The sequence below is a fragment of the Nostoc sp. genome, assembly GCF_036919575.1.
In the GTDB taxonomy this organism is placed as follows: Bacteria; Cyanobacteriota; Cyanobacteriia; order Cyanobacteriales; family Nostocaceae; genus Nostoc.
Genome location: NZ_JBALBY010000058.1, coordinates 1 through 23574, shown reverse-complemented (window position 1 = coordinate 23574; position 23574 = coordinate 1). Strand labels below are relative to the sequence as shown.

Sequence of the window (23574 nt, the reverse complement as noted above, 5' to 3'; positions counted from 1 at the left end):
GGTTAGGGTGGGGTAACGCGGATCGTGATGAGAAGCCAAAGAATTGAATATCACGTCTTGGCAAGGGTTTCACCTTAAGTTGACACCTATGAGCAATGCTGTGCCCCTACGAGAAATCTATATGTATCAGGGTTTGTGTGAAATGGTATTAAACCCTTTAATTTACGATAAAAAAGAGCCAGAGAACTAACTATCTGGCTCAAAGCTAGAGACAAAAGAATCATCAAATAAAAGCTAACTTGGGTTAAAAACCTAAATTCTTCCCAGGTTATGCAGCCCTAAGACAGCGCCCACTCCTAAGATATGACCAAAGGCGGTAGTTGCTAAAAGCGCTGGTAAACCAAAACCACCAAAGAAATTAGCTGAGGGTAGTGCTGGTTCGGCGTTGGGATACTTGATGGTAGATTTGCCAAAGGCAATGGCAACGATATTAGCCAGAATTATAATCAGCCCAACTGTCGGACTCCATTGCAGGGGTGTGGTTGCAGCAGCGAGTAAGGTTGAAGTAAACACCTGATTTGCTCCTGAAATTTCTTAATGTATTGAAAATATAATCTGAAACTTTCCGAAACAAATTCCAGAAAGTACCCAATTTTGCATCAATATTTAACACTTATTCTTACTGCTTAATACAACGTCAGTTCAACGCGGTGAGTTGACTGGGGTAACTGGTTTGAACTTAAATCTACAAACTAAGCGGCTTTTTTGTTTTAAATTATACCTTAACTACAACTCTAACTTCGTCGAATTCACGTCAATGCATCTACAGCAATCCGTGCAGGAGTTACCAACAAAAAGATCCCCGACTTCTTCAATAAGTCGGGGATCTAAGCCTCTCGGTAGAGAGCAAATAAAATAGGATTGCTATATCTATGGAATTATATTTGTATCAATTAGATAAAAATATAATTTTCATCTATCAAAAGTATGAAATATGATAATTAAAAGAATTTTTTATATCTAAATAAATTAAATCTAAATACTTAATTTAAAGCATACTTCTGGCAGAAGATATAAAAATATTAGACATATTAAATTAAAATAAATATTAATCAAAGTTCTTAAACAATTCAGGTAAGTGTGCTAGACACGAACTTGAAACAGCCTAAAACTTTGTTAAAATCAGCAACACACAAACTATGAACTCTACCACCGAAAAACGTATTGCCTTGATTTCCGTCCACGGAGACCCGGCGATTGAAATAGGGAAAGAAGAAGCTGGGGGACAAAATGTTTATGTGCGCTACGTGGGTGAAGCACTAGCGCGGCTAGGATGGCAAGTTGATATGTTTACCCGCAAGGTGAGTCTGGAGCAAGACTCGATTGTTGAACACAGCGACAATTGTCGAACTATTCGTTTAAAAGCTGGTTCCCTTGACTTTGTGCCGCGAGATGAGATTTTTGAATATCTGCCAGAATTTGTGGATAATTTCCGCAAATTTCAACTAGAAAATGACTTTACATACCAGTTAGTTCACACTAACTACTGGCTCTCTAGTTGGGTGGGAATGGAGTTGAAGAAAATCCAAGGGAGTAAACAGGTTCACACATACCACTCCTTAGGAGCAGTCAAATACAACACTATAGAAAAAGAAAATATTCCTCTGATTGCGAGTCAGCGATTAGCAGTGGAAAAAGAGGTGTTGGAAATAGCAGAGCGAATTGTGGCGACAAGTCCGCAAGAAAAGGAACATATGCGATCGCTAGTTTCCACCGCAGGCAATATCGACATCATTCCCTGCGGTACAGATATTCAGCGATTTGGTTCGATTGCACGAGAACCAGCCAGAGATGAATTGGGTATTGACAAAGAAGCGAAAGTTGTATTATATGTAGGACGTTTTGACTCACGCAAAGGTATAGAAACCTTAGTGCGTGCAGTAAACGAGTCTGGGCTACGCGACTCCAACAATCTCCAGCTAATTATTGGTGGTGGTAGTACTCCAGGTAACAGCGACGGCATAGAGCGCGATCGCATTGAACAAATCGTCAACGAATTGGGGATGAGCGACTTTACCACTTTTGCCGGTCGTCTGAGTCAAGATATTTTGCCAACTTATTACGCAGCTGCCGATGTTTGCGTTGTTCCCAGTCACTACGAACCCTTTGGACTCGTGGCGATCGAAGCGATGGCAAGCAATACCCCAGTTGTAGCTAGCGATGTCGGCGGACTTCAGTTTACTGTGGTTCATGAAGAAACTGGTTTATTGGCACCACCACAAGATGTCGATGCCTTTGCCTCTGCCATTGACCGAATTCTCTTAAATCCAGAGTGGCGAGACGAATTGGGTAAAGCCGGTAGAAAGCGTGTTGAAAGCAAGTTTAGTTGGGATGGCGTAGCAAATCAGCTGAGTGAACTTTACACCCAAGTGTTGCAGCCACAACCAGTAGCCTCAACAGCAAAAGAACTAGTGCAGTCAACAGCCGAACTAGTGCAATCAACAGCAAAAGAACTAGTGCAGTCAACAGTCGAATTAGTGCAGTCAACAGCCGAATTAGTGGAGTCAACACCAAAAGAGCCAGTTTTGGTTGCTAAATAATTCTCTTGGATCAAATTAAAGCAGTTACAAATACTGCAAATACTGATAGTACTTTGGGTTTAACTTTGCCAGCGTAGGCGAAGCCCGCCTTCGGCATCGCTTGAGCTTGCAAAACTCGACACCAAAAACAGACTGTTTAATAGACCTCTTGCATAAATCAAAAATAAGAACCCCACCCCGCCAAAGCTACGCTTTGTCTCCCCTCCCCGCAAGCGGGGAGGGGTTGGGGGTGGGGTGTTAGGGACTTTTGCAAGAGGTCTAATGAAGTCGGAAGTCGGAAGTCGGAAGTCGGAAGTACAGTTTTGTAACGGGGATAAAGATGCATTGCCACAAAACTTAAAAAGGGATTCGAAGCACGGGGTTTTAAACCCAATTTTTTGATAAAAAAGTAACTTGTCACCCAAGTGCAGAAGTCTATCTGATGATATATTTCTGCGTTTTTTTATTGGCAGCTATCACCAAACCAAGTAACCGCTATGATAGTTTAGGTCTGCTATGCTTTGACTAAACGAAAATAAAAGCATAGCGATCGCTATGCTTTTGAATGTTAATAAGTAATCGCTTTGCAACCAGTTGACTTCACCACCCTTACAGCTACTTGTAGCGAAATTCGCGCTAACTGGCTGCCCTCGCGGACAGAACAGGTTTATCAGCGCGATCGCTACACTATTGCCATAGCATTACGCACCCTGAAACAACGGGATTGGCTACAGATTTCTTGGCATCCCCAAGCTGCACATATTTGTATCGGCGATCCACCACCGCGATCGCCAGATACTTTTACCTTTAGCCAACAATTGATACACCAATTGGGTGGTTTGGCACTGGTGGCGATTGAAGCGATCGCCCCTTGGGAGCGGGTTATTGATTTGCAATTTGCCCGTCGTCCCGGAGAAAGCGCCCTATATCATGTCTATGCAGAAATCATGGGCAAGTATAGCAACGTTATTCTCACTGATGCCAACAATATAATTATCACCGCCGCCCATCAAGTCAGTCAGCAACAATCTAGTGTTCGTCCCATCCAAACCGGACAACCTTATGAAACACCACCGAAACTAACTGGGCCTGTCCCTAGTTTGAGCGAATCTCAAGAACGTTGGCAAGAACGGGTAAGTTTAGTCCCAGGAGCAATCAAACGGCAATTACTAAAAAGTTATAGTGGCTTGAGTGCAGCCCTACTGGAGTTAATGCTGCTAGAAGCAAATATCGCACCAGAAACATCCACCGATAGCCTCAACCCTGACGATTGGCGACGGCTGTTTGAGCGTTGGTCAGAATGGCTACAAGCTTTGGATTCCAGTAAGTTTAAACCCGCTTGGACAAAAGATGGTTACACCGTAATGGGTTGGGGTGCAGTTGAAAACGTCAAAAATATTCAGCAGTTACTCAACCGCTACTACAGTAACCAGATTAACGAACAGTTATTTTCCCAATTGCGCCATCAGTTGAGTCAGAAATTGTATAATATTCTGGCGAAATTACGGAATAAGGCTCAAACCTTTAAGACGCGCTTGCAGCAATCAGATCAAGCCGATGAGTATCGCCAAAAAGCTGATTTATTGATGGCTCACCTGCAAAACTGGGAACCGGGGATGAAAGAAATTATCCTTGCTGATTTTGAGACAAATTTGCCAGTAGCGATCGCTCTCCAACCAGATAAAAATGCCGTCCAAAATGCCCAAAGTCTATACAAACAGCACCAAAAGCTCAAACGCGCTCGTGCTGCTGTCGAACCGCTACTATTAGAAGTACAGACAGAAATTGAGTATTTAGAGCAAGTAGAAGCTGCGATCGTTCAGATAGACACCTACCAAACAGCAGAAGATTTGCGAGCTTTAGAAGAAATCCGCGAAGAGTTGATTGGGCAAAAGTATCTAGAAGATCCAGAATACCGCAGCCGTAGCGCTAATGAACCCCCTAGCACCAACTTTCATCGTTACCTTACCCCCGGCGGCTTTGAAGTATTAATCGGTCGTAACAATCGCCAAAATGACCAATTGACCTTTCGTGTAGCTGGGGATTATGACCTATGGTTTCACGCTCAAGAAATTCCAGGGAGCCATGTGCTACTACGTCTAGAACCGGGTGCTGTTGCAGAAGAAACTGATTTGCAATTTGTAGCCAATCTTACCGCCTACTACAGTCGCGCTCGTCAGAGCGATCAAGTGCCAGTAGTTTACACTCAGCTAAAACACGTCTACAAACCCAAAGGAGCAAAACCGGGAATTGCCATTTACAAGCAGGAGAGCATCCTCTGGGGAAAACCACAATTAGTCATTAGTCATTAGTCATTAGTCATTAGTCATTAGTCATTAGTCATTAGTCATTAGTCATTAGTCATTAGTCATTAGTCATTCTCGTTATCTCCCTTATCTCCCTTATCTCCCTTGTCCCCCTTGTCTCCCTACTCACCCATCTATACCTTGCAATCTGCTGAATTATCCTGATAGATAGAGGCTTTTAAGCTTTTCTCCCATCTTTTTTAATGAATATTCAGGAAAAATCTGTGTTGGCTGTTACAATATTGTTAAGAAAAGTTGCCCCTTGCATTTTGGGAACGCGCAATTGGGTTTTAACTCTCTTGAGAAGACAACGCAAAAAAAGATTTTCTAGACCAGCTGTGGGATGCTGGTCTTTTTGTCTTTAAATGAGGCACATCATAGCCCCCTCTCGAAGAGCGGGGAGGGGGTTGGGGGTGGGGTTTAGTACCTACTCAACCGAAAACTGCTATATGTATGTCCTTGGTACATCAATAGTATTTTTGAACTAACGAAAAATGTCAAGTTAAATACGGTTTTAAATTTACAAAAAGCTCTAAAATAGTACGTCAATGGTATGAATAATTTTCTTCATCGCTGAAACTATTGCTATGGCCTTATTATGTGCCAACTGCTCGGAATGAATTGCAATGTTCCAACGGATATTTGCTTTTCTTTTGAAGGGTTTTCTGCACGGGGAGGAAAAACGGATGATCATAGCGATGGTTGGGGCATTGCTTTCTTTGAAGGAAGGGGATGTCGGATGTTTTTAGATGCCCAACCTTCTGTTGCTTCTCCAGTAGCGGAGTTGGTGCGGAGTTATCCCATCCACTCGACCCATGTCATAGCCCATATCCGCAAAGCCACTCAGGGTGAAGTTGCCCTACACAACTGCCATCCTTTCCGCAGAGAATTGTGGGGTCAGTATTGGGTGTTTGCCCATAATGGTAATTTGCCAAATTTTGATCCGGAAAATTTGGGCTTTTATCAAGCTGTAGGTGACACTGATAGTGAAAAAGCATTTTGTATGATGCTAGAAACATTGCGATCGCACTTTCCTGATGGTAAGCCTGATATCAAGAAACTTTACCCTGTGCTGCAAGAAATTACTGCTGTAATTGCCAAATTGGGTATATTTAATTACTTGTTATCAGATGGAGAACACTTTTTTGCTTATTGCTCAACTAAACTCAGCTACATTGTTCGCCAAGCGCCCTTTGCAGCCGCTCATTTAATTGATCAAGACATGACCGTAGATTTTCGGGAGGTGACTACCGAACGCGATCGCGTCGCTGTCATTGCTACCACACCCCTCACTGACAACGAAGTTTGGACACAAATCCAACCGGGAGAATTACTAGTTTTTCAGGACGGATTACCTCTGAAATATGCATTCACCTAAGAATCTGATCCTGTTAGCGAATTCAAAAATTAACCAGATATTTTTCCCATTTAGATACTTTCTAGATGGGTTTTGCTTTTCATGCTTTTCATATTCAGTAATTTACAGTTAATTTTCAAGTAAATAGACTCGCTATTTAAGGACACAGTAATTGTTAAAATTTACCAATTTATACAACTTTCCCCAACTTAGTTGTTACCAATTTATATAAAAAATACCACTTTTATTGGTATAAATTTTATAGCTTTACACTGAATTATATCTAGATTAATATAGTTAAAACAAGGCTGTAAGTTTTTTCAAATAAGAGCTTTAGATATCTTTTGGCTATTGCAAGCATCCTTGTAGAAAATGTATTTTTAACAACATAAAAATAAAATATCTAATGACTGCTACCCAATTACTCCTCCTCATAACAATTTTCTTTATAACAAGTATATTAAGTGTAATTACAGGAAGCACTTCTTTGATTACCGTCCCTGTAATGTTGCAATTGAGTATCGAACCCCGTACTGCTCTTGCGACCAATATGTTGGCATTAACCTTTATGAGTATTGGTGGTACATTACCTTTTGTTGGTAAAAAAGTAATTGACATCAGTCGCTTGCCAATAATTATTTTCCTAACGCTTTTAGGCTCAATCATCGGTGCATTACTTGTTTTAGTTGTACCTTCAAAATCGATGCCTCTGATTATCTCGATTTTCATAATTGCGGTTGCCATCTTTTCAATCAGCAATCGGAATGCCGGAATCATTTCAACAATAGAGAGTCCATCACAAATAGCAGAAATTGGTGGATATGTAGCAACTTTTGTACTTGGTGTTTATGGTGGTTTCTTTAGTGGTGGCTATGTCACTATGCTCACAGCAGCTTATGTCAAACTATTTCGGATGACATTTGTTCAGGCGATCGCAAACACAAAGTTTATCAACATTTTTTCTTCGCTGATTGCCACCATTATTTTCTTTACACAGGGAATAGTTGATTTCAAGCTAGGTATTATTCTGAGTATTACTATGTTTATCGGTGGAATCGTCGGCTCGCGGGTTGCCCTCAGACTCAGCAATATCTGGTTGCGGCGTATATTTCTCACTACAGTAATCGCTCTTGCACTCAAGACGTTATTTGATTCTGTTGCACGGGTTTGAGCGAAGCCGATGTCTACGATGGGCTACAGCGATCGCTAGAATAAACTATCCTCAAAAAATTAGCTATTCCCTAGCAATTTGCTTGATACACTAAGCAGTCAATTGTAATGACAACTTGATATAGGACTAGTATAAGATTAGTGAAATGCACGTAGTGGACCCTCATGGCTTTAATAGTGCATTAGACGTAGACGTAGGTTGGGTGGAGCGGAGCGCAACCCAACATATATCAGGATGTTGGGTTACGCAAAGCCTCCACCCAACCTACTAAGTAGTCAATTGTAATGACAACTTGATAGTTAAAAATAAAAGCATTTCTAATTCCTCACAGAACTGGTAAAATCACCATGTTCTTGATAAAGAATGTGAGGCTTTTCGGTGTTTGCAACTAGATATATGGAATAATCCAGTATTAGAAACAGCACATATAATAGTGTATAACTGTATTCCGATCAATTATCTGTAGATTGAATGGAGAAAATAGAATGAATTTGTGGCAACACTCACTGAAAAGGTTACAAGCCTACGCTGAACATAGAACGTATCGGTTCAGACTAAATTCACTCAAAGGCTTTCTATCACTCTTTTTGGTAGGTACTGTATTGAGTGTGGCGCTTGCCGCCTGCTCCGGTGGAGGAACTGGGAATACTTCTTCCTCTGAAACTCCTAATGCTAGTGCTACTCCTGTGGCTGCAAGCAAAGATAATGTTGAATTAACTCTAGTTTCCTTTGCAGTTACCAAAGCGGCTCACGAAGCGATCATTCCTAAATTTGTCGAACAGTGGAAGAAAGATCATAACCAAACTGTCGTCTTCAAGCAAAGCTATGGCGGTTCTGGTTCCCAAACTCGCGCCGTTATCGATGGTTTGGAAGCAGATGTTGTCCACTTGGCGCTGGCTGGAGACACTTCAAAGATTGAGAAAGCTGGATTGATTCAGGCAGGATGGGAGAAAGAAGTTCCTAATAATGGTATTGTTTCCAAATCGGTGGCTGCATTAGTCACGCGTCCAGGAAATCCTAAAAACATTAAGACTTGGGAAGATTTATCTAAAGACGGTATAAAACTAATTACTGCTGATCCGAAAACATCAGGAGTTGCTCGCTGGAATTTCTTAGCTCTTTGGAATTCAGTGATTAAAACTGGTGGAGATGATGCTAAAGCGACTGAGTTTGTTACCAAAGTGTACAAAAATGTGCCCTTGCTGACTAAAGATGCCCGTGAAGCTACTGATGCCTTTTTCAAGCAGGGTCAAGGTGATGCCCTAATTAACTATGAAAATGAGATTATCTTGGCAGAACTAAAGGGTGAAAAGTTGACTGCGATCATTCCTGATATCAATATCTCCATCGACAATCCCATCGCCGTGGTAGACAAAAATGTTGATAAACACGGCAACCGTGAAGTTGCTGAAGGTTTTGTCAAATATCTATATACTCCAGAGGCTCAACAGGAGTTTGCAAAATTGGGATTCCGACCGGTGGATGAGAGTTTGACCCTAACTAAGGAAGTTGCAGATAAATTTCCCAAGGTGAAAACTCTGGGTACAGTTGCAGACTACGGCGGTTGGGATGGAGTCAATAAGAAGTTCTTCGCAGATGGAGCTATTTTTGACCAGATTCAAGCCAAAAAAAAGTAATTAGTCAGTAGATACAGCAGAATTCAGAATTCAGAATTCAGAAGTCAGAATTCAGAATTCAGAAGTCAGAAGTCAGAAGTTAGAATTCAGAATCAATGATTAGGGGATTCAGACCCCTACTGGTTTAAGACCCCTACATCTACGTGTAGCACCCATTTCAGTCGGGGTTTAAATCCCCCGAAGTTGCCGCAACGGGGGGAACCCCCGCAAGGCACTTCTCTTCGTCTGAAATGTCTTTAATTTTGAATTTTGAATTTTGAATTGTTATTTCTGGAGATGTCTATTAGTCAGTGGAAAAGATACAACTGAATCACTGACAAAAAAGTTTTTCAAATCATTTTTTGAATTTTTGACTATGACTCTATCTCCTTCTGTGGAAGTTGAACGCAAAAGACCATTCTGGAAGACATTGGGGCGGGTTCCTTGGACTTGGCGAATCACCATAGGATACCTGACGGTGATGTTATTTATCCCCATAATTGCCATGTTTCTGAAAGCGAGTACAGAAACTCCGGCGAGATTTTGGGCGATCGCAACCAGTGATATTGCATTAGCCACCTATAACGTCACTTTTTTTACAGCAATATTTGCTGCCTTACTCAATGGCGTATTTGGAACTCTGATTGCTTGGGTTCTGGTTCGCTACGACTTTCCTTTAAAACGCTTAATTGACGCCACAGTAGATTTACCCTTTGCGCTGCCAACATCGGTAGCAGGGCTAACCCTGGCAACAGTTTACAGCGATAATGGCTGGATAGGTTCGCTACTAGCACCACTGGGAATTAAGGTATCTTTTACCCGCACGGGAGTAGCGGTAGCAATGATATTTATCTCACTACCTTTTATCGTGAGAACTGTGCAACCCGTGCTTCAGGAAATGGAACATGAAATTGAAGAAGCCGCTTGGTGTCTGGGTGCTTCTCAATGGCAGACTTTCTGGAAAGTGATTTTGCCACCTTTATTTCCGACGATTTTAACTGGGGTTGCCTTGGGTTTCTCCCGTGCAGTTGGAGAGTATGGTTCGACTGTGATTATCTCTTCCAATACGCCATTCAAAGATTTAATCGCACCTGTGCTGATTTTCCAGCGATTAGAGCAATATGACTATTCTGGTGCAACAGTAATTGGCATAGTTCTACTATTAATTTCATTGGTAATGCTATTGGCAATTAATTTCTTACAAGCATGGGCAAGGCGATATGACACTAGATAATAAGCCAAGTTTTCACTCATCTGCATCTGCATCAGATACAGCCAAACCTCTTAAAGAGGAGAATCGTTGGGTGCCAATAGTTTTAATTGGTGTAGCGATCGCCTATTTAGCCCTAGTTCAATATATCCCGGCAATCAACGTTTTTGTCCAAGCCTTCAGCAAAGGATTTGGGCCATTTCTGTCCAACCTGACGCGCCCAGCTTTTCTCCATGCAGCTTGGCTGACACTATTGCTAGCTTTGATTTCTCTGCCTGTAAATACTGTATTTGGGTTGTGTGCAGCTTGGGCGATCGCTCGTCATAAATTTCCTGGACGTGCCATAGTTTTGAGCATAATTGACCTACCCTTTTCGATTTCGCCCGTAGTCGCAGGATTGATGCTTGTGCTACTTTATGGACGCAATGGATGGTTTGGCCCTTGGCTCCAGGCACATGATATCAAAATTATCTTTGCCTTTCCAGGTATGGTACTGGCTACAGCCTTTGTGAGTATGCCCTTTGTCGCCCGCGAAGTGATTCCTGTTTTAGAGGAATTTGGTAAGGATCAAGAAGAAGCTGCTAGAACTCTAGGTGCGAAAGATTGGCAGATATTTTTGCGCGTCACCCTCCCCAGTATCCGTTGGGGCTTACTCTACGGTTTAATTTTGACCAATGCCAGAGCAATGGGTGAATTCGGGGCGGTTTCGGTGGTATCTGGCAACATTGCCGACCAAACCCAGAGTTTACCACTATTTGTAGAAGACGCTTACAAACAATACGAAACCGAAGCTGCTTTCTCTGCGGCTGTACTATTAGCATTGCTAGCAGTAGTAACCTTAGTGCTGAAGGAGATTTTAGAACGCAAAACCACCATTAAAGATGTTGAATAGAAAAATCAAGCGATTATAGTTATCCTTTAAATAGGATACAAGCAAATCATGGGACATGGTACGATCTACCTATTATCTATCAGAGGATGTTTTAAAAGTCCTCTGAACGGTATAAAAACGTTTTAGATCCCCCTAAATCCCCCTTAAAAAGGGGGACTTTGATTCTGGTTCCCCCCTTTTTAAGGGGGGTTAGGGGGGATCAACAAGTGCCTAAAATTACAGCCAACCACTTTTAAAACATCCTCTCAGTAAATTACCATTAGGGTTAAGGGTAGTTCTGTACCAATCCCGATCAGGGATTGAAATAATTCAGATATATAGGACTCGTATTTGATTTATGAAAAAAATCAGTACACCCCGAAAAGGCTTCTTCCCCACTCCCCACTCCCCACTCCCTGTCTACGCAAATAATTTCACAAATCAAAGCAGACTGGTATATATGGCTAGTGACAATACACTTACCAATAAACGGATTCGACTAAGAATTCCTCAGAATTATCACCAGGAACCTGTCATTTCTCGCCTGGTGTCTGACTATGGACTGACTGTGAATATCACAGCAGCGATTTTGGGAGCCAATGCTGTCGGTGATGGGTGGTTTGACCTTGAACTACAAGGAACAGATGCACAAATTCAGAGCGGGTTAACCTATCTCCGCGATTTGGAGTTGGAAGTCTGGGATGACACTAAAGCAAGTGATTGGTAAAGGTTATAGCAACAGACAGGGGGCGTACAGCTAGCTGTGCGCCCCTATTGAACATTGTCGTTCAAATGTCTGAAACCCTGTATATTTACCATATTTGCTAATCAGAGAAGCAAAACTATTTAACAGATTAGCGAACTGGATAACTCAGATCACGGGCTTCTTGCACAAGCAATCTGGGTTTCAGATCCGCGATGATACATTCTAATCTCTGGGGATTCACTCTATACAATTAGGGAGTATTGGTTCAATCTCAGGTAAGGAACAAGCACCATCTGTATTAAATATCGAGTCCCAGAAATCTGTCACCAGAAATTTACCTTGTTGCTTTAAACAAATTGCATAGTAAATTTGCCTTGTAGTCAACAAGCAATGTTTGGTTCTTTTAGCCCTCTCAATACAATTGGCGGGAAACGGTTCTTTACGCTGTTCAAGTGATACCCCACAATACATATTAGCTATAAGTATGCCTTTTCTATCTTCTGAATTATCTTTAAATAAAGCATCTTGTACCCATTGATCAAGCTGGCGTACATCAGCAAGCGCTAGAGATTTAGTCCTACCTTTAATTTCTAGTATCCCTTTTCGACCTTTAGGATCTTCAAGTAACCCATCTTCCCGATTTTCTCCTACAAGAGGGTCGTGTACTGTAGCGCCCAATTCTCTTAATGCATCACGTACAATAGGTTCTAATCCATCAACCCCTTGTTCATAAAGAAGTTTACGGAATCGTATTTCAACTTGTAAATCTTGTTGAGCTATAGTCAATTCACTTTTTAATCTTTGGATCTCATTTTTATAATGCAATATTTTTGCGTCAATAGGAATTTGCTTAGGGAGTTTGTAACTTTCTATCCAAAGTGGAGAAGTTTGTTCAAGATTTAAACCATATCGATTACTTAATATTAGATTAATAGCATCATAATCTGATATTTTTGTAGTCTGAGGTAACCAGATAATGTCTCCAGATTCCTTAACTATCTTCTCATAAGGTGGGTTTCCAAAATCATATCTTTTATCAATAAATAGGGCGATTAAATTCACTTTAAAAGCTATTGATTTATCATAGCGTGTTTGAGCTATAGGAGTTATCTTTACTTGCAAATCATTCGCATGTGAACTTATTAATTGTAAATAATACGTTAATTCAAATTGGATTCTGAAACGATCATCTACATGGAAAAACCATTGTTCTATTTGCTGAAAATAATAATCAAAAGCTGGATCAACATTCCGAATTGTTTCGCCAACATCTTGCACTAGGTTTAATTTAATTGGTAGCCACCAATCGACTAATACATAGTTAGGAGGAAAACCAATTTTAATATACGGCGCTCCTATAGCAATAACTTCACTTTCACTACTGAAAATAAATTCTGCAAACTTTTCGATTTGAGGCAATAAGTTAAAATCTATTTTTGCTGCATAATTTTGTTCCATTAATGGAACAAAATTAAGAATAACTATATCGTAATCAGCAATATTTAAAGATAAAGGGATTTCATGCCAATTGTATGCAGTAACTGAACGTGAGTGCGGGGCTGAACCAATTACTATAATTCGCTTATCCATCTGTTCACTACCTTGTTGAAGGTTTGTCTTACAAAATATCGAAAACTCATTACCATATCATCTGTGTAATTGGGAATTAGCTATAACGATAATCTTTTATCTTTAGATCCAACTTTAATAATTAGTTGAAGCATCGTATCTGCTGCACTAAGAAGTTCTCGTAAAGGCTGGTTGGACACGTATACATATTTTCCCGAAGATTGGTTTATAGGTTGAAGAGGATGTATAGTGGCTTTTTCCAATAGCTCTCTATACTGTCCTATAGTGAATAAATAGACTTCTTCCTTAATTAGTTTAATGTTATTGCTATTATTACTACGTATTAATAAAAGAGCTAACCATTTTTTAGCTTCAACTAAAGATAGCTCTATAGTATCCATGTTACTTTCTGTAGCGCCTGAAAGAGTTGATACTGTTGCAAGACTGGTAATGCAACCAGCATATATGTCTTGAAGTTCTCTGATTTTTTCTCTACTACTTTGAAAAGTATTAATAGATATAGTAACGCAACCATTAATCAGACCAGTAATAAGACCTATTATTACGCCAATGAATACTGAATTATTTAGTACCATAAAATCATGAAATTAATAGTTATAAAAATTAAAAAAGTTAAGATTTTTCTATTTATTACTAATTGATATTCTTTGTAATAAAAATCATCACAAAGGCAAGAGGGGGTTTTTATTTAAATTAGTCAAAGCTTTATCGCTGTTTATCCCCGAAAATAGGGGCTTTGAGAAGTTGGTACTTGCTGAATTTAGGCAAGATTTAGGCAAAGGTAAATTGTGGAGGGCTGGAAGAAGTGGGTGACGAGGGATTTGAACCCGCAACCAATAGATTAAGAGTCTACTGCTCTACCGTTGAGCTAGTCACCCACACGAATAACAATCATAGCAAACTTCTGACAGATTTGCTAGTGCCGCGCCCAAAAAAGAAATTAAAGGGGGAATTTGAGGGTGAAGGTGGTTTGACCTCTAGCACTCTTTACATAAATTGAGCCGCCTAAATGTCTGACCATTTTCTGCACTAATGCCAATTCCAGTCCAGTACCACTATGTTTCCACGCATCATGTTTGAAAAGATGATAGAAAGGCTCAAAAATCCGTGAGAGTTCATTGGTGGTAATCTCTATTCCAGAATTGGTAATATTAAGCTCTACTGCATTCCCTGTGAGGTGAGCGGAGACTGTGATGTATTCGCCTGCTGGGGTGTATTTGCAGGCATGGTTGAGCAGTTCGGTGACAATCCGCTCCAAATCGGTGATATCTGTCTCTAAAGGCGGCAACGCCCGATCAACGATCAGGTTTAAATGTTGTCGCTGGCAGCTGGTGATGTCTCGAAAAGACTCGACAATGGGGTGAAGCCAGCTTTGTAAGTCAATGGCAATCAAAGTTGGGGGTTCGGGTTCGGCTTCGAGATATGTGAGTGTGAGTAGGTCGTTAATTAACTTGCTTTCTCGCCCACACTCGTTATGCAGAATCTGCAATAGTTGCGGAACTATTTCTATATTTGATATTTCTGCTGGTGTGAGGACACTTTCGAGAGTTTGGACTGCAAGGCTGATGCTAGTTATTGGTGTTCGCAGTTCTTGGGACAGAGTTCTAAGAAATTGGTTTTTGAGCCGATCGCATTTTTCTAGTTCTTTTACCTGTGCCTGGGTTTGTTTATAAAGCTGGGCTTGACGAATAGCGATCGCACATTCATTTGCAACTTGCTGCACTAACTCGATTTCAAATTCATCAAAGCCCTCTTGTGATGGTCTTGTCAACCAAATATTTCCCAAAATCCCTTGAGTATCGAAAATTGGACAAGCCATCTGGGACATAACCAACAACTTTGGTTGCCATCCTGGGACAATTTCCAAAAATTGCAATGGTTGTTTTTGCAACAGAATCTGATAAGCTTCCAGACGGTCTGCAATCTGTCTGGTCAATCCTTGACATTGGGGTAGGTTCGTGCTGTACTCGTAGGTAATAGTAACCAGGGTTTGGCAGCTGCTATAGAGTTCGATTTGGCAACGATCAAGGTTCAATAACTGTGCTAATTCCTGGGTAACAGTCTGCAACACCTGAGTTTCAACTAGACTATCGCGGATTTGTTCTGTCATACGTTGCACCAAGGCTTGAAAGTTTCGCACCTGCTGCAACTGATTGATCTGCTTCTGTTTTTGCGACTCCATCTTGACATTGAGATCCTTGATCTGCCGATGAAGTTCTGCCTGCCGAACAGCAATGCCGATTTGAGTTGCCAACTGCTTGAGCAAATCGGTTTCTGTTTGCTGCCATTGACGCGGTTCGTGGCAATGCTGGGCAATCAACAGTCCCCACATATCTTGCTCTTGGAAAATCGGCACGACTAGATTGGCTCTCACCTGCAAAGATGCTAGGAAATCTACATAGCAAGAATCCAAGCCTGCTGCATAAATATCCTCCAAAACTTGAATGCAACCTCGTCCGTAGTGTTCTCGATGTTTGCGACTGAAGCAGGGATCGGTGATCTTTTTTCCTAATAGCCGATCGCTGGGGGCCACACTTGATTCGGCAATGATTAGTCCACTACCATCAGCCTCGAAGCGATAAATTAGCACGCGATCGCAATTCAAAAACTGCCGGAGTTCTTTGGTAGACTTCTGGATAATTGTCTCTAATTCTACAGATTGGTGAATCCGTCCGGCGATCGCTTCTAATAGTTGCTCTCGTTCAATCTGGAGTCCAACTGCTTGTTCTGCTTGCTTCACAGGCGTTATATTGCTACTAGTACCAATCAGTCGATAAATCCTGGAGTTAGCATCCCTGAGTGGGGTGAGAGTCGTACTCCAACAAGTAGGAATTCCCTGGAATTGCAAACATTGTTCGTAAGAAATAGTTTTGCCAAATCGCACGCAGTCAGAATAATGCTGACGCACCTTAGCAGCATCAATGGGAGACAGAATATCCTCTGGTTTTTTCCCCCGGAGATCGTCTGAGCGAATACCTATCCACCGCTCATGAGTGGGATTTAGTGCCACATAGCGAAAATCTCCGTCCTCCAGCACATCCACTACAAATATTGATGCCTGCACAGAATCGTACATGCTCAGTAGAAACTGCTCGCTACTGTTTTTCTCATCTACTTCTGTGCCAAAGAGAATCTGAGGAGGTGATAATTTTGTCAACTCTATAGTTGATTCCACTGGATTTATATTCATGCGAGAGTCCCTGTCTGGTATTACCGAAGAAGAATTCAGAATTCAGGAGCCAGAATCCAGAATGGATTCTGTGCGATAGTTACTGAGCTTTTGCCTGCCCGTAGCTTGCCCTGAGCCTGCGCCGTTCGCGCAGCGTCTCGTAGAGAAGGGTCGAACAGTCGAAGTACTGGATGGAGAATCGAGGTTTAGAGCAAACGATTTTAAACGCGCGTGTTCGCTCTTAGCGTCTCCCCTTGGGAGAAGAAAAATTTTTTCCGTGACCGTTACCCCTGACTTCAGGCATGGGCTATTCTGAATTCTGAATTCTGACTCCTTCTCATTCTGACTTTTCTAGGCGCTCTCTTGTCGTTACGCTTATACGCTTATAGTAGATGCACTTTAGCGCCTATAGCAAGGTCTTGTCAGCCGTTGCTCATGGAAATTTGGATCTTTCTCTACTTCTGATCAGAAATCTAGGAAAGCTAAGTAGGAGTCAGCTTCACAAATCCTGCTTTTTGAAGGCGAAAATACATTTGCAGGTTAGGGCAAACTTACTGAAATTTATTTTTAACAGTTTCTTAAGATTCTTGCATATATCTCAGTACAAGCATCAGTATACATCAATTAAGTTTATAATTCTTAATATGGGGAGTGGGGAGTAGGGAGTGGGGAGTGGGAAGTTACGATCGCAATTTGTGAGCATTCATTCCTGTGAGCATACCAACCAGCAGCCAAGTGATGGCTAATCCCATGACTTCGCCTAAGAATAACTGCGTCAGGCGGTGCAAGATCATCCCGACAGCAGAACCCACGGGGACAGCAACAGCCCAACTTGCTGAAGAGACAAATATCCATCGCCACGCCATCGGCTGAGGAATTGCTAACCATTGTGCCAATCCAATCCCCAAGCCGCCAAGGGCACCATAAATCACCCCAGACAGGATTCTCAGGGGAAGAATCTGAGTGCTAGGTACAATCCAACCCACCGCACCAATACCGATCGCGGTGATTATACTCCAACCCAAAAGACTTGACAAAATCCACCTGATACAAAATATCGGTTCTTTGAGAAGACAACCTTGAGGAAGTGCGATCGCAAATCCGCCGATAGCTGCTTCTATTACCCCAACATCTGGCTTTTCGCCGACTTCAATTAAGAGTAAACTTAATAAAAAACCGCCAAAAGTAGCTAAAGTCCACAGCAATGTAAAGCGAAATCTAGTATTTTCCGGCGCGAATGGCATCAAAGTTTCTTTGGTTTTAATAGTCGGACAGTTTTAGGATGAAACATCTCAAAAAAAGCTTTGCGTCGCTGTTGGGGTGATTCCGGTACGATATAACCCCACAGACTCTCCCAGTAGAAAAAGGAGATCCCATCAAAATTGCGATCGCGCACGACCTTAACCTGTTCTTTAACTTGTACCATTTTCACAGGATTAGCCATCGTTCCCGTTGATATACCAATACCTACAGGAATTAGACTTTGAGCCAATTTCACAGATGGTTGTTCCAGTTGAGCGATAAAAGAGTTTTTATCATTTCGATATACTTGCAAAATTAACTCACTAACTAAACCTTTTTTTACCCAATTTTCCCAATCTTGCAAATAGTATTTGTAGGCAAAAGCTTGATAGTTAGGAGACAAAGATATTTTAACTTTGGGTTTAACCGCCTTGACAGCTTGATAAATTTCTGCCATGAAATCAGTAATTTTGTCTGCTCGCCAACGCATCCATTCTGAGTTAAAAGGATTACCAGGGGGACTTTTGCCTTGATGTTCTTGCTGATAGAGTTGAATAGTGAAGCGATCGTAGCCAAACTGTACAGGCATCCCAAAATGGTCGTCAAGCTGAATACCATCTACATCGTAATCCCTGACTACTTCTAAAATCAGTCCTTGGATAAACTCTTGCACTTGTGGATGTAAAGGATTCAACCAAGCCTGTTTATTCACCAAACCATTCTCGATTTCTTCCGGTGGGGCATCTTGAATAGAATTTATACCTTCTTGCCCAATTGTTAACCAATCGGGATAACGCCTTGCTAATTGTGAATAATGCGGCGTCATGAACCCGTATTCAAACCAAGGAATGACTCTCAAATTTTTATTTTGAGCAAGTGTCACTATCTTTGCTAAAACATCCTGTCCACCGTGCATGAAATTGAGCAAAGGTTGAGTATCCGAACCTGTAGTCATTTGGGCTATAGCACTTTTATAAAAAGTATGTCCTCGGTTCCAAACTACAGGATAAATTGTATTAAAATTGAGAGCCGATAATTGATTTAAAGCGCGGTTAATACCCCAAGGGACAAATAGTACACCACTAGCAACATTAGTGAGCCAAACGCCGCGAATTTCTGTAGTTAAAGGACTTATTTTTTGCGAATAAACAGGTAGTGAAGAGAGTGAAAGAACTGTTAAAGTGATTACTAATCCCAAACACAGTAAGTAAGAAACACCACGGCGAGCAACCCGATTCATTTGTAAGCTTGACCTAGTGCGATCGGAATATACAGCAGATTTCAAGTTGATGAAGTACACAACGATTCGTCCCAAAGCGAGGTATAAACCTTGTTTTACTTCTCTGAATTCTGGATTCTGAATTCTGAATTCTGCTTTATATAACTACAAAATAAAGTTATAATCCTCCGGATGATGTAAATAAATGATGATTTTATGCCCAGATGTAAATTAATAAATGTGCCTTAGCGGACAATTCTCGCTATTTTTAATTCGGTGAAATACAAGAGGCCATGATGTGTGTGGTTTTCCCACATTCAACTAGGGCGAATAGAATAGAGCCTCCGGCACGCTGACGCGAACGCAGCTACACAAGCAAGATACACATCTTGCACCTAGCCCTAGCGATTAGAAATCGCGGCTATACAAACGAAGTCCGCCTACGCGGACTAAGGTCAAATCAAGGTTTTCAACCCGCGCAGGCGGGTTTTGCCTGTGTAGCCGCGACTTCTAGTCGCCTGGTGCAAGATAAGTCATAAAACAGAAATATTTACACGTTAAATTTTAGGCTGGATAGGGGTTTCAGGTTAAATTTTGTGTAATTAATTTTGTTTTACTACTTATAAGAAGATCGAAACATGCCAGCGCCAGAAACAAGAGCGATGCCCAACTCTTAGAGACGCTACGCGTAGCTTGCTTCCCGAAGGGTACGGCGCAGGCTCAGGGTAAGACCTGCGGTGAGCTTTGGTGACATACTCCACACACTCCCTTTCAGGGCTTCTTTTCGTTTAAGCTAAAAAAGCATCAAGCTTTAAGGAAGCTGCGAAAACTGATGACTGATAACTTTTTCAGTAACAAAAAGCTACTTTTTGACGCCTGGGCATCAAGTTACGACTGGCTCTTTCCTTCAGTGTTTTATCGAGCCGTTCACAAACGATTGCTGGAGTACGTCGATTTACCAGAGTCAGCAAATGTACTTGATATCGGCTGTGGTACTGGACGCTTACTTGAGCGCCTTGCCACTCAGTTTCCCGATATGCAAGGCACCGGATTGGATTTATCTGCGAATATGTTGCGAGTAGCAAGACAGAGCAACCGCCACCGTCCACGTTTAATTTATATCGAGGGCAAAGCTGAGTCTCTTCCCTTTGCTGATGGTCAATTTGATGCCGTTTTCAGTACTATCAGCTTCTTGCACTATTTGGAACCTAAACAGGTAGTTAGTGAGATAGCACGGGTACTTTCTCCCGGTGGACGCTTTTATTTAGTTGACATTACTTCTAAAAAAGAGACAGAACCTCAATTATTGCCAGTCTCTCCCCGTGGAATTAGACTCTACAGCCCTAATCAACGTCAACTTCTTGGCTCCTCTGCTGGGCTATTGTGTTTGAATCACCACTATTTACTAGGGCCTGTCTTACTAACGATTTTTACTAAACCTCCGATTTAGGTAAAGGATTGAAAACAGTTTGTAAGCTAATCGGCATTCAATTTGCATAATCAGGGCGGGCAAGATGCCCACCCCACAAGATATTGAGAAAATTTGAGCAAATTAGATGTGTTTTAACTTATCCACCCCTGTTCTTCATATCTTAATTACGAATTACGAATTACGAATTACCTCGATATTCCATAAACACCACAGGAACTTTGAGCAGCTTTTTAGCTAACTGCGAGAATCTAAATTTCCCCTTGAGCGAAGACTTGCCACTTATCTTGGGAAATTGTGGCAAGTCTTCAAAGGATATTGGCACAAAGCCAAAGCGACTGTAAAATTGCGCCAGTCGTTCACCTAAACATTCAAGATAAAGTGGTTGTGTTGCTGTATTAATCAAATGCTGGATTAGCAAAGTAGCCAAACCGCGACCTCTCCAAGCTGATACAACGACCAAACTACCAAGTTCTTGTGCCCCTGAGAAATTACGTAGCTGTCCACAAGCTGCCAGATTGCGTAGGCTTTGCCCACGGTAGGCATCGCATTCAATTACCCAAAATTGCTGCCAATTTAATTGGGTTGGGTCGAGTTTCGCCCAGAACACCAGCAATCGAATCGACCACTTATCCGCAGAGGTGGCTTTGCGAAGGACACACCCAGATGGTAACGATAGATTGCTGTGGTTCATGAATTACACTCTGATAGTTTGTCTCACAATCATCACACCATATTATTCACTCACATCCACTCAGATCATTTGCCATTTCCCCGCAACTATTAATAAAGCAACTTCAAAAGCATCTTGGACATCAAAGCCGTTCCAAGTTCTCCCTTAATGGCAGCAAGCGTTCTTAGGTTAACAAATTCTATATTTATGGATTTTTGTCAGCAGACATGAGTAGTACTAAACAATACTTCCGATAGAGGGGCGAATCAGCTATAACTAGATTCTGGATAGATGTACTCACACCCGAATTTTCTTAAGATAATACTAACAATAGATGATTAGGAATATAGTCATGGCTGAAGAACAAAAACAAAAATCTAATAATCAAGAAACTACGCCTACCGCTTCTGGTGGCTACCAAACCCCCATCGAGGAAGGTATCCGCAAAACTGGCGATGCTGAAAAGAGTGATGCTAAACCCACTGCTACACCAGAAGCACCAGGAGAAGATGCGATCGCAGGTAGCCCCAATCAGGGAACTGAGTCACGTTAATTGGTTTGAACTTCCCCAAGTGCCAATAATCTAATTGGGTTTTTTCTAGTAAATCGGATTTAGTAAACTTTGAGTGGATAGTTGTGGTTTAGATCACGATTATTCACTTATTTTTGTTCTGTAAGAATCGTTTTTAAAGGACAAAATTCAAAATTGAAATCCCCATAAATAAATTTATTTGCTCTTTATATAAACAATAAGGCAAGAGACGCGATAAATCGCCGTCAAGACAGAGGACTGATTATTGTAAAGACGGCGATTTATCGCGTCTTTGCGATAAGCGGCGTGTCATTAAAAAACCTTATCCGAACCGTATTGCGCGTTGTCTAGGATTAATCAACGGTAAGTTGGCAGGCTTACCGTATTTTAACTGGTCGCGTCCAGGATTCCCTATCTTCACCACAGCAAGTTGGGAATTGAGGACTGAGAAAGGATTATTTTAATCCTAATTCCTAATCTCTGATTGCTAATTCAAACAAGGAATTTTATCCGTTCAAAAAGTTAAATGCTACCATATTTGCGTAAGTATAGCCCGCCCCAGGTATCGCGTCTGGATACTAACGCATTGTATCCAGACGCGATTTTCGTTTGGATGTAACACGCAATGCCTAATGCTCTTTTTTGTAAAGTTCATCAAATCTTCAGAAAGAAAAAGTTTGAGCGGGGTTCTGAAAGAGCTAAAGTTTTGTTAAGATGCAATTGCTAGCACTTTCTCAGCGAAATTCACCTATCGGGGTGTGGAGAAATAAAAAGTACTAGCAGCACAAATTTCCAAAGGTGAAGCAATGACCACCTATATTTTTTTCGATGAAGCTCTACGAATGCTAACAAACGCCTACTTGATATCAGGAGTACTGTTAATAGCAGCTTCTGGTATAGGTTTAGCGGTAATTGAAACAATAGAAAAGACAGGAGAACGCTAAGTTTACAGATGGCAATGTCGTTATTGCCAAAAACCATTGGGTGCGAGTGTTCGCCGTGACGAAATCCTGGGAACACTAAAGCATGAAAGTCTCACAGCGTTGCAGCCTACCTGGAAATCCACCAAACACACAGGTAACTGTAGCGCTATTGAGACCCTAAGCAAGGAGTTACTACAATGGGTCTATTCGACGCTGTGTTGGGTACAGAAAGCCAAACTCAAGCAGCACTCAATCCAGAGGAAGCTTTTGCTGTCATTATCTTGATGGCAATAGCCTCAGACGGTTATCTTTCTGTTAAGCAAGCAAATTCTATCACTTCTGTGCTATCCCGGATGAAACTTTTTGAAAGTTATCCTGATGAAATGATGAACAGACTGTTTGAAAAAATCTTGGACATTTTCCGGGGTGATGATTTTAATGCTTTATTTAATGCAGCAAAAGATTCTCTATCTCAAGACTTGCGAGAAGCAGCTTTTGCAGTAGCCACCGATTTAGTTCTAGCTGAAGGCGTTGAACCTGAAGAAGAAAAAAACTTCTTAAATGATTTATATCAAGCATTAGGTGTTTCTAATGAGATAGCAATACAAATTGTGCAAGTAACCTTGATTAAAAACCGAGGATAGGGCGATAGAAGATATACCTAATTAAACTATATAAATAGCTTATAAACAAAGCGTGCCAAAGAAGCCTAACTCCTTTGGCACTATTTTTGATGTTATTCTGACTAGTACCGCAAGGCGGAATTCAAAATTCAAAATTCAAAATTCAAACAGGTATACAGCATAAGTGTTTCATTGATTTGGAATGGGTGACTTATTTACGCCGTACTGTACTAGTGTTCTGTCAAATTCATTTTGACGGGTTGGTAGTGTGAGCGTCTCGCTCACGACGCGAGCAAGATGCTCGCACTACCCATCAATTTAAGCTTGACAGACTACTAGTAGTCTATGTCATTAGTTTTGATGGGTTGGATAGATTCGTGAAAGTTTAATTCTCGCATCATCTATCCGAAAGCGCCAA

Annotated in this window: 20 protein-coding genes and 1 tRNA gene; 13 read left to right on the top strand and 8 right to left on the bottom strand. The window is 41.3% G+C overall.

What is annotated here, in order from left to right:
* Positions 1 to 252: 252 nt before the first annotated feature.
* Positions 253 to 513 (bottom strand): photosystem I reaction center subunit PsaK, encoded by a 261-nt coding sequence (gene psaK, locus V7K27_RS16060; RefSeq protein WP_334948840.1) that lies wholly within the window; start codon positions 511 to 513, stop codon positions 253 to 255.
* Between the two features lie 626 nt (positions 514 to 1139).
* Here psaK and V7K27_RS16055 point away from each other — a divergent pair.
* The 8 genes from V7K27_RS16055 to V7K27_RS16020 all read left to right on the top strand — a co-directional run bounded on the left by V7K27_RS16055 (position 1140) and on the right by V7K27_RS16020 (position 11777).
* On the top strand, positions 1140 to 2540 hold the full coding sequence (locus tag V7K27_RS16055; protein ID WP_334948838.1) for a glycosyltransferase family 4 protein: 1401 nt from the start codon (positions 1140 to 1142) through the stop codon (positions 2538 to 2540).
* Positions 2541 to 3103: 563 nt separating this feature from the next.
* Positions 3104 to 4831 carry an Rqc2 family fibronectin-binding protein gene (locus V7K27_RS16050; protein ID WP_334948836.1) on the top strand — a complete coding sequence of 576 codons (1728 nt, stop codon included), beginning with the start codon at positions 3104 to 3106 and terminating at the stop codon, positions 4829 to 4831.
* Between the two features lie 592 nt (positions 4832 to 5423).
* Positions 5424 to 6203 (top strand): class II glutamine amidotransferase, encoded by a 780-nt coding sequence (locus V7K27_RS16045; protein WP_334948834.1) that lies wholly within the window; start codon positions 5424 to 5426, stop codon positions 6201 to 6203.
* Positions 6204 to 6588: 385 nt separating this feature from the next.
* The gene (locus V7K27_RS16040) at positions 6589 to 7353 is read left to right on the top strand and encodes a sulfite exporter TauE/SafE family protein (RefSeq protein WP_334948832.1); all 765 of its coding nucleotides are present in this window, start codon (positions 6589 to 6591) and stop codon (positions 7351 to 7353) included.
* 485 nt (positions 7354 to 7838) lie between these two features.
* Positions 7839 to 8990 carry a sulfate ABC transporter substrate-binding protein gene (locus V7K27_RS16035; RefSeq protein ID WP_334948831.1) on the top strand — a complete coding sequence of 384 codons (1152 nt, stop codon included), beginning with the start codon at positions 7839 to 7841 and terminating at the stop codon, positions 8988 to 8990.
* 355 nt (positions 8991 to 9345) lie between these two features.
* Positions 9346 to 10203, top strand: a complete 858-nt coding sequence (cysT, locus tag V7K27_RS16030) for a sulfate ABC transporter permease subunit CysT (RefSeq protein ID WP_334948830.1) — start codon at positions 9346 to 9348, stop codon at positions 10201 to 10203.
* Entirely contained in the window at positions 10190 to 11071 is an 882-nt protein-coding gene (gene cysW, locus V7K27_RS16025) for a sulfate ABC transporter permease subunit CysW (RefSeq protein WP_334948828.1), read from the top strand. The genes cysT and cysW overlap by 14 nt, the downstream gene beginning before the upstream one ends.
* 439 nt (positions 11072 to 11510) lie before the next feature.
* The gene (locus V7K27_RS16020; protein WP_334948842.1) at positions 11511 to 11777 is read left to right on the top strand and encodes an NIL domain-containing protein; all 267 of its coding nucleotides are present in this window, start codon (positions 11511 to 11513) and stop codon (positions 11775 to 11777) included.
* 216 nt (positions 11778 to 11993) lie between these two features.
* On the opposite strand, the gene V7K27_RS16015 is transcribed toward V7K27_RS16020, so the two are convergent.
* The 6 genes from V7K27_RS16015 to V7K27_RS15990 form a co-directional block, all read right to left on the bottom strand.
* Positions 11994 to 13346, bottom strand: coding sequence for a hypothetical protein (locus tag V7K27_RS16015; RefSeq protein WP_334948827.1), 1353 nt, complete (start codon positions 13344 to 13346; stop codon positions 11994 to 11996).
* An 80-nt stretch (positions 13347 to 13426) separates the two neighbouring features.
* Positions 13427 to 13921: a hypothetical protein gene (locus tag V7K27_RS16010; RefSeq protein ID WP_334948825.1), complete on the bottom strand. Its 495-nt coding sequence runs from the start codon at positions 13919 to 13921 to the stop codon at positions 13427 to 13429.
* Positions 13922 to 14152: 231 nt separating this feature from the next.
* A tRNA-Lys gene (locus V7K27_RS16005) sits at positions 14153 to 14224 on the bottom strand.
* A gap of 62 nt (positions 14225 to 14286) precedes the next feature.
* The gene (locus V7K27_RS16000) at positions 14287 to 16536 is read right to left on the bottom strand and encodes a GAF domain-containing protein (RefSeq protein ID WP_334948823.1); all 2250 of its coding nucleotides are present in this window, start codon (positions 16534 to 16536) and stop codon (positions 14287 to 14289) included.
* 659 nt (positions 16537 to 17195) lie between these two features.
* On the bottom strand, positions 17196 to 17759 hold the full coding sequence (locus V7K27_RS15995) for a hypothetical protein (RefSeq protein ID WP_334948821.1): 564 nt from the start codon (positions 17757 to 17759) through the stop codon (positions 17196 to 17198).
* Positions 17759 to 18997: a glycoside hydrolase family 10 protein gene (locus tag V7K27_RS15990; RefSeq protein WP_334948819.1), complete on the bottom strand. Its 1239-nt coding sequence runs from the start codon at positions 18995 to 18997 to the stop codon at positions 17759 to 17761. The genes V7K27_RS15995 and V7K27_RS15990 overlap by 1 nt, the downstream gene beginning before the upstream one ends.
* A 368-nt stretch (positions 18998 to 19365) precedes the next feature.
* Here V7K27_RS15990 and V7K27_RS15985 point away from each other — a divergent pair, with 368 nt between their 5' ends.
* Complete coding sequence (locus tag V7K27_RS15985) at positions 19366 to 19515, top strand: hypothetical protein (RefSeq protein ID WP_334948817.1); 150 nt, start codon at positions 19366 to 19368, stop codon at positions 19513 to 19515.
* A 293-nt stretch (positions 19516 to 19808) separates the two neighbouring features.
* A complete protein-coding gene (locus V7K27_RS15980) occupies positions 19809 to 20426 on the top strand; it encodes a class I SAM-dependent methyltransferase (RefSeq protein ID WP_334948815.1) in 618 nt (205 codons plus the stop codon).
* A gap of 160 nt (positions 20427 to 20586) precedes the next feature.
* Here V7K27_RS15980 and V7K27_RS15975 read toward each other — a convergent pair whose 3' ends face one another.
* A complete protein-coding gene (locus tag V7K27_RS15975; protein WP_334948813.1) occupies positions 20587 to 21099 on the bottom strand; it encodes a GNAT family N-acetyltransferase in 513 nt (170 codons plus the stop codon).
* Positions 21100 to 21430: 331 nt separating this feature from the next.
* Here V7K27_RS15975 and V7K27_RS15970 point away from each other — a divergent pair, with 331 nt between their 5' ends.
* From V7K27_RS15970 to V7K27_RS15960, 3 genes are all read left to right on the top strand, one after another.
* The gene (locus V7K27_RS15970; protein WP_334948811.1) at positions 21431 to 21631 is read left to right on the top strand and encodes a hypothetical protein; all 201 of its coding nucleotides are present in this window, start codon (positions 21431 to 21433) and stop codon (positions 21629 to 21631) included.
* Between the two features lie 785 nt (positions 21632 to 22416).
* On the top strand, positions 22417 to 22554 hold the full coding sequence (locus V7K27_RS15965; RefSeq protein WP_334948809.1) for a hypothetical protein: 138 nt from the start codon (positions 22417 to 22419) through the stop codon (positions 22552 to 22554).
* 176 nt (positions 22555 to 22730) lie between these two features.
* A complete protein-coding gene (locus tag V7K27_RS15960) occupies positions 22731 to 23177 on the top strand; it encodes a tellurite resistance TerB family protein (RefSeq protein ID WP_334948807.1) in 447 nt (148 codons plus the stop codon).
* Positions 23178 to 23574: the final 397 nt, after the last annotated feature.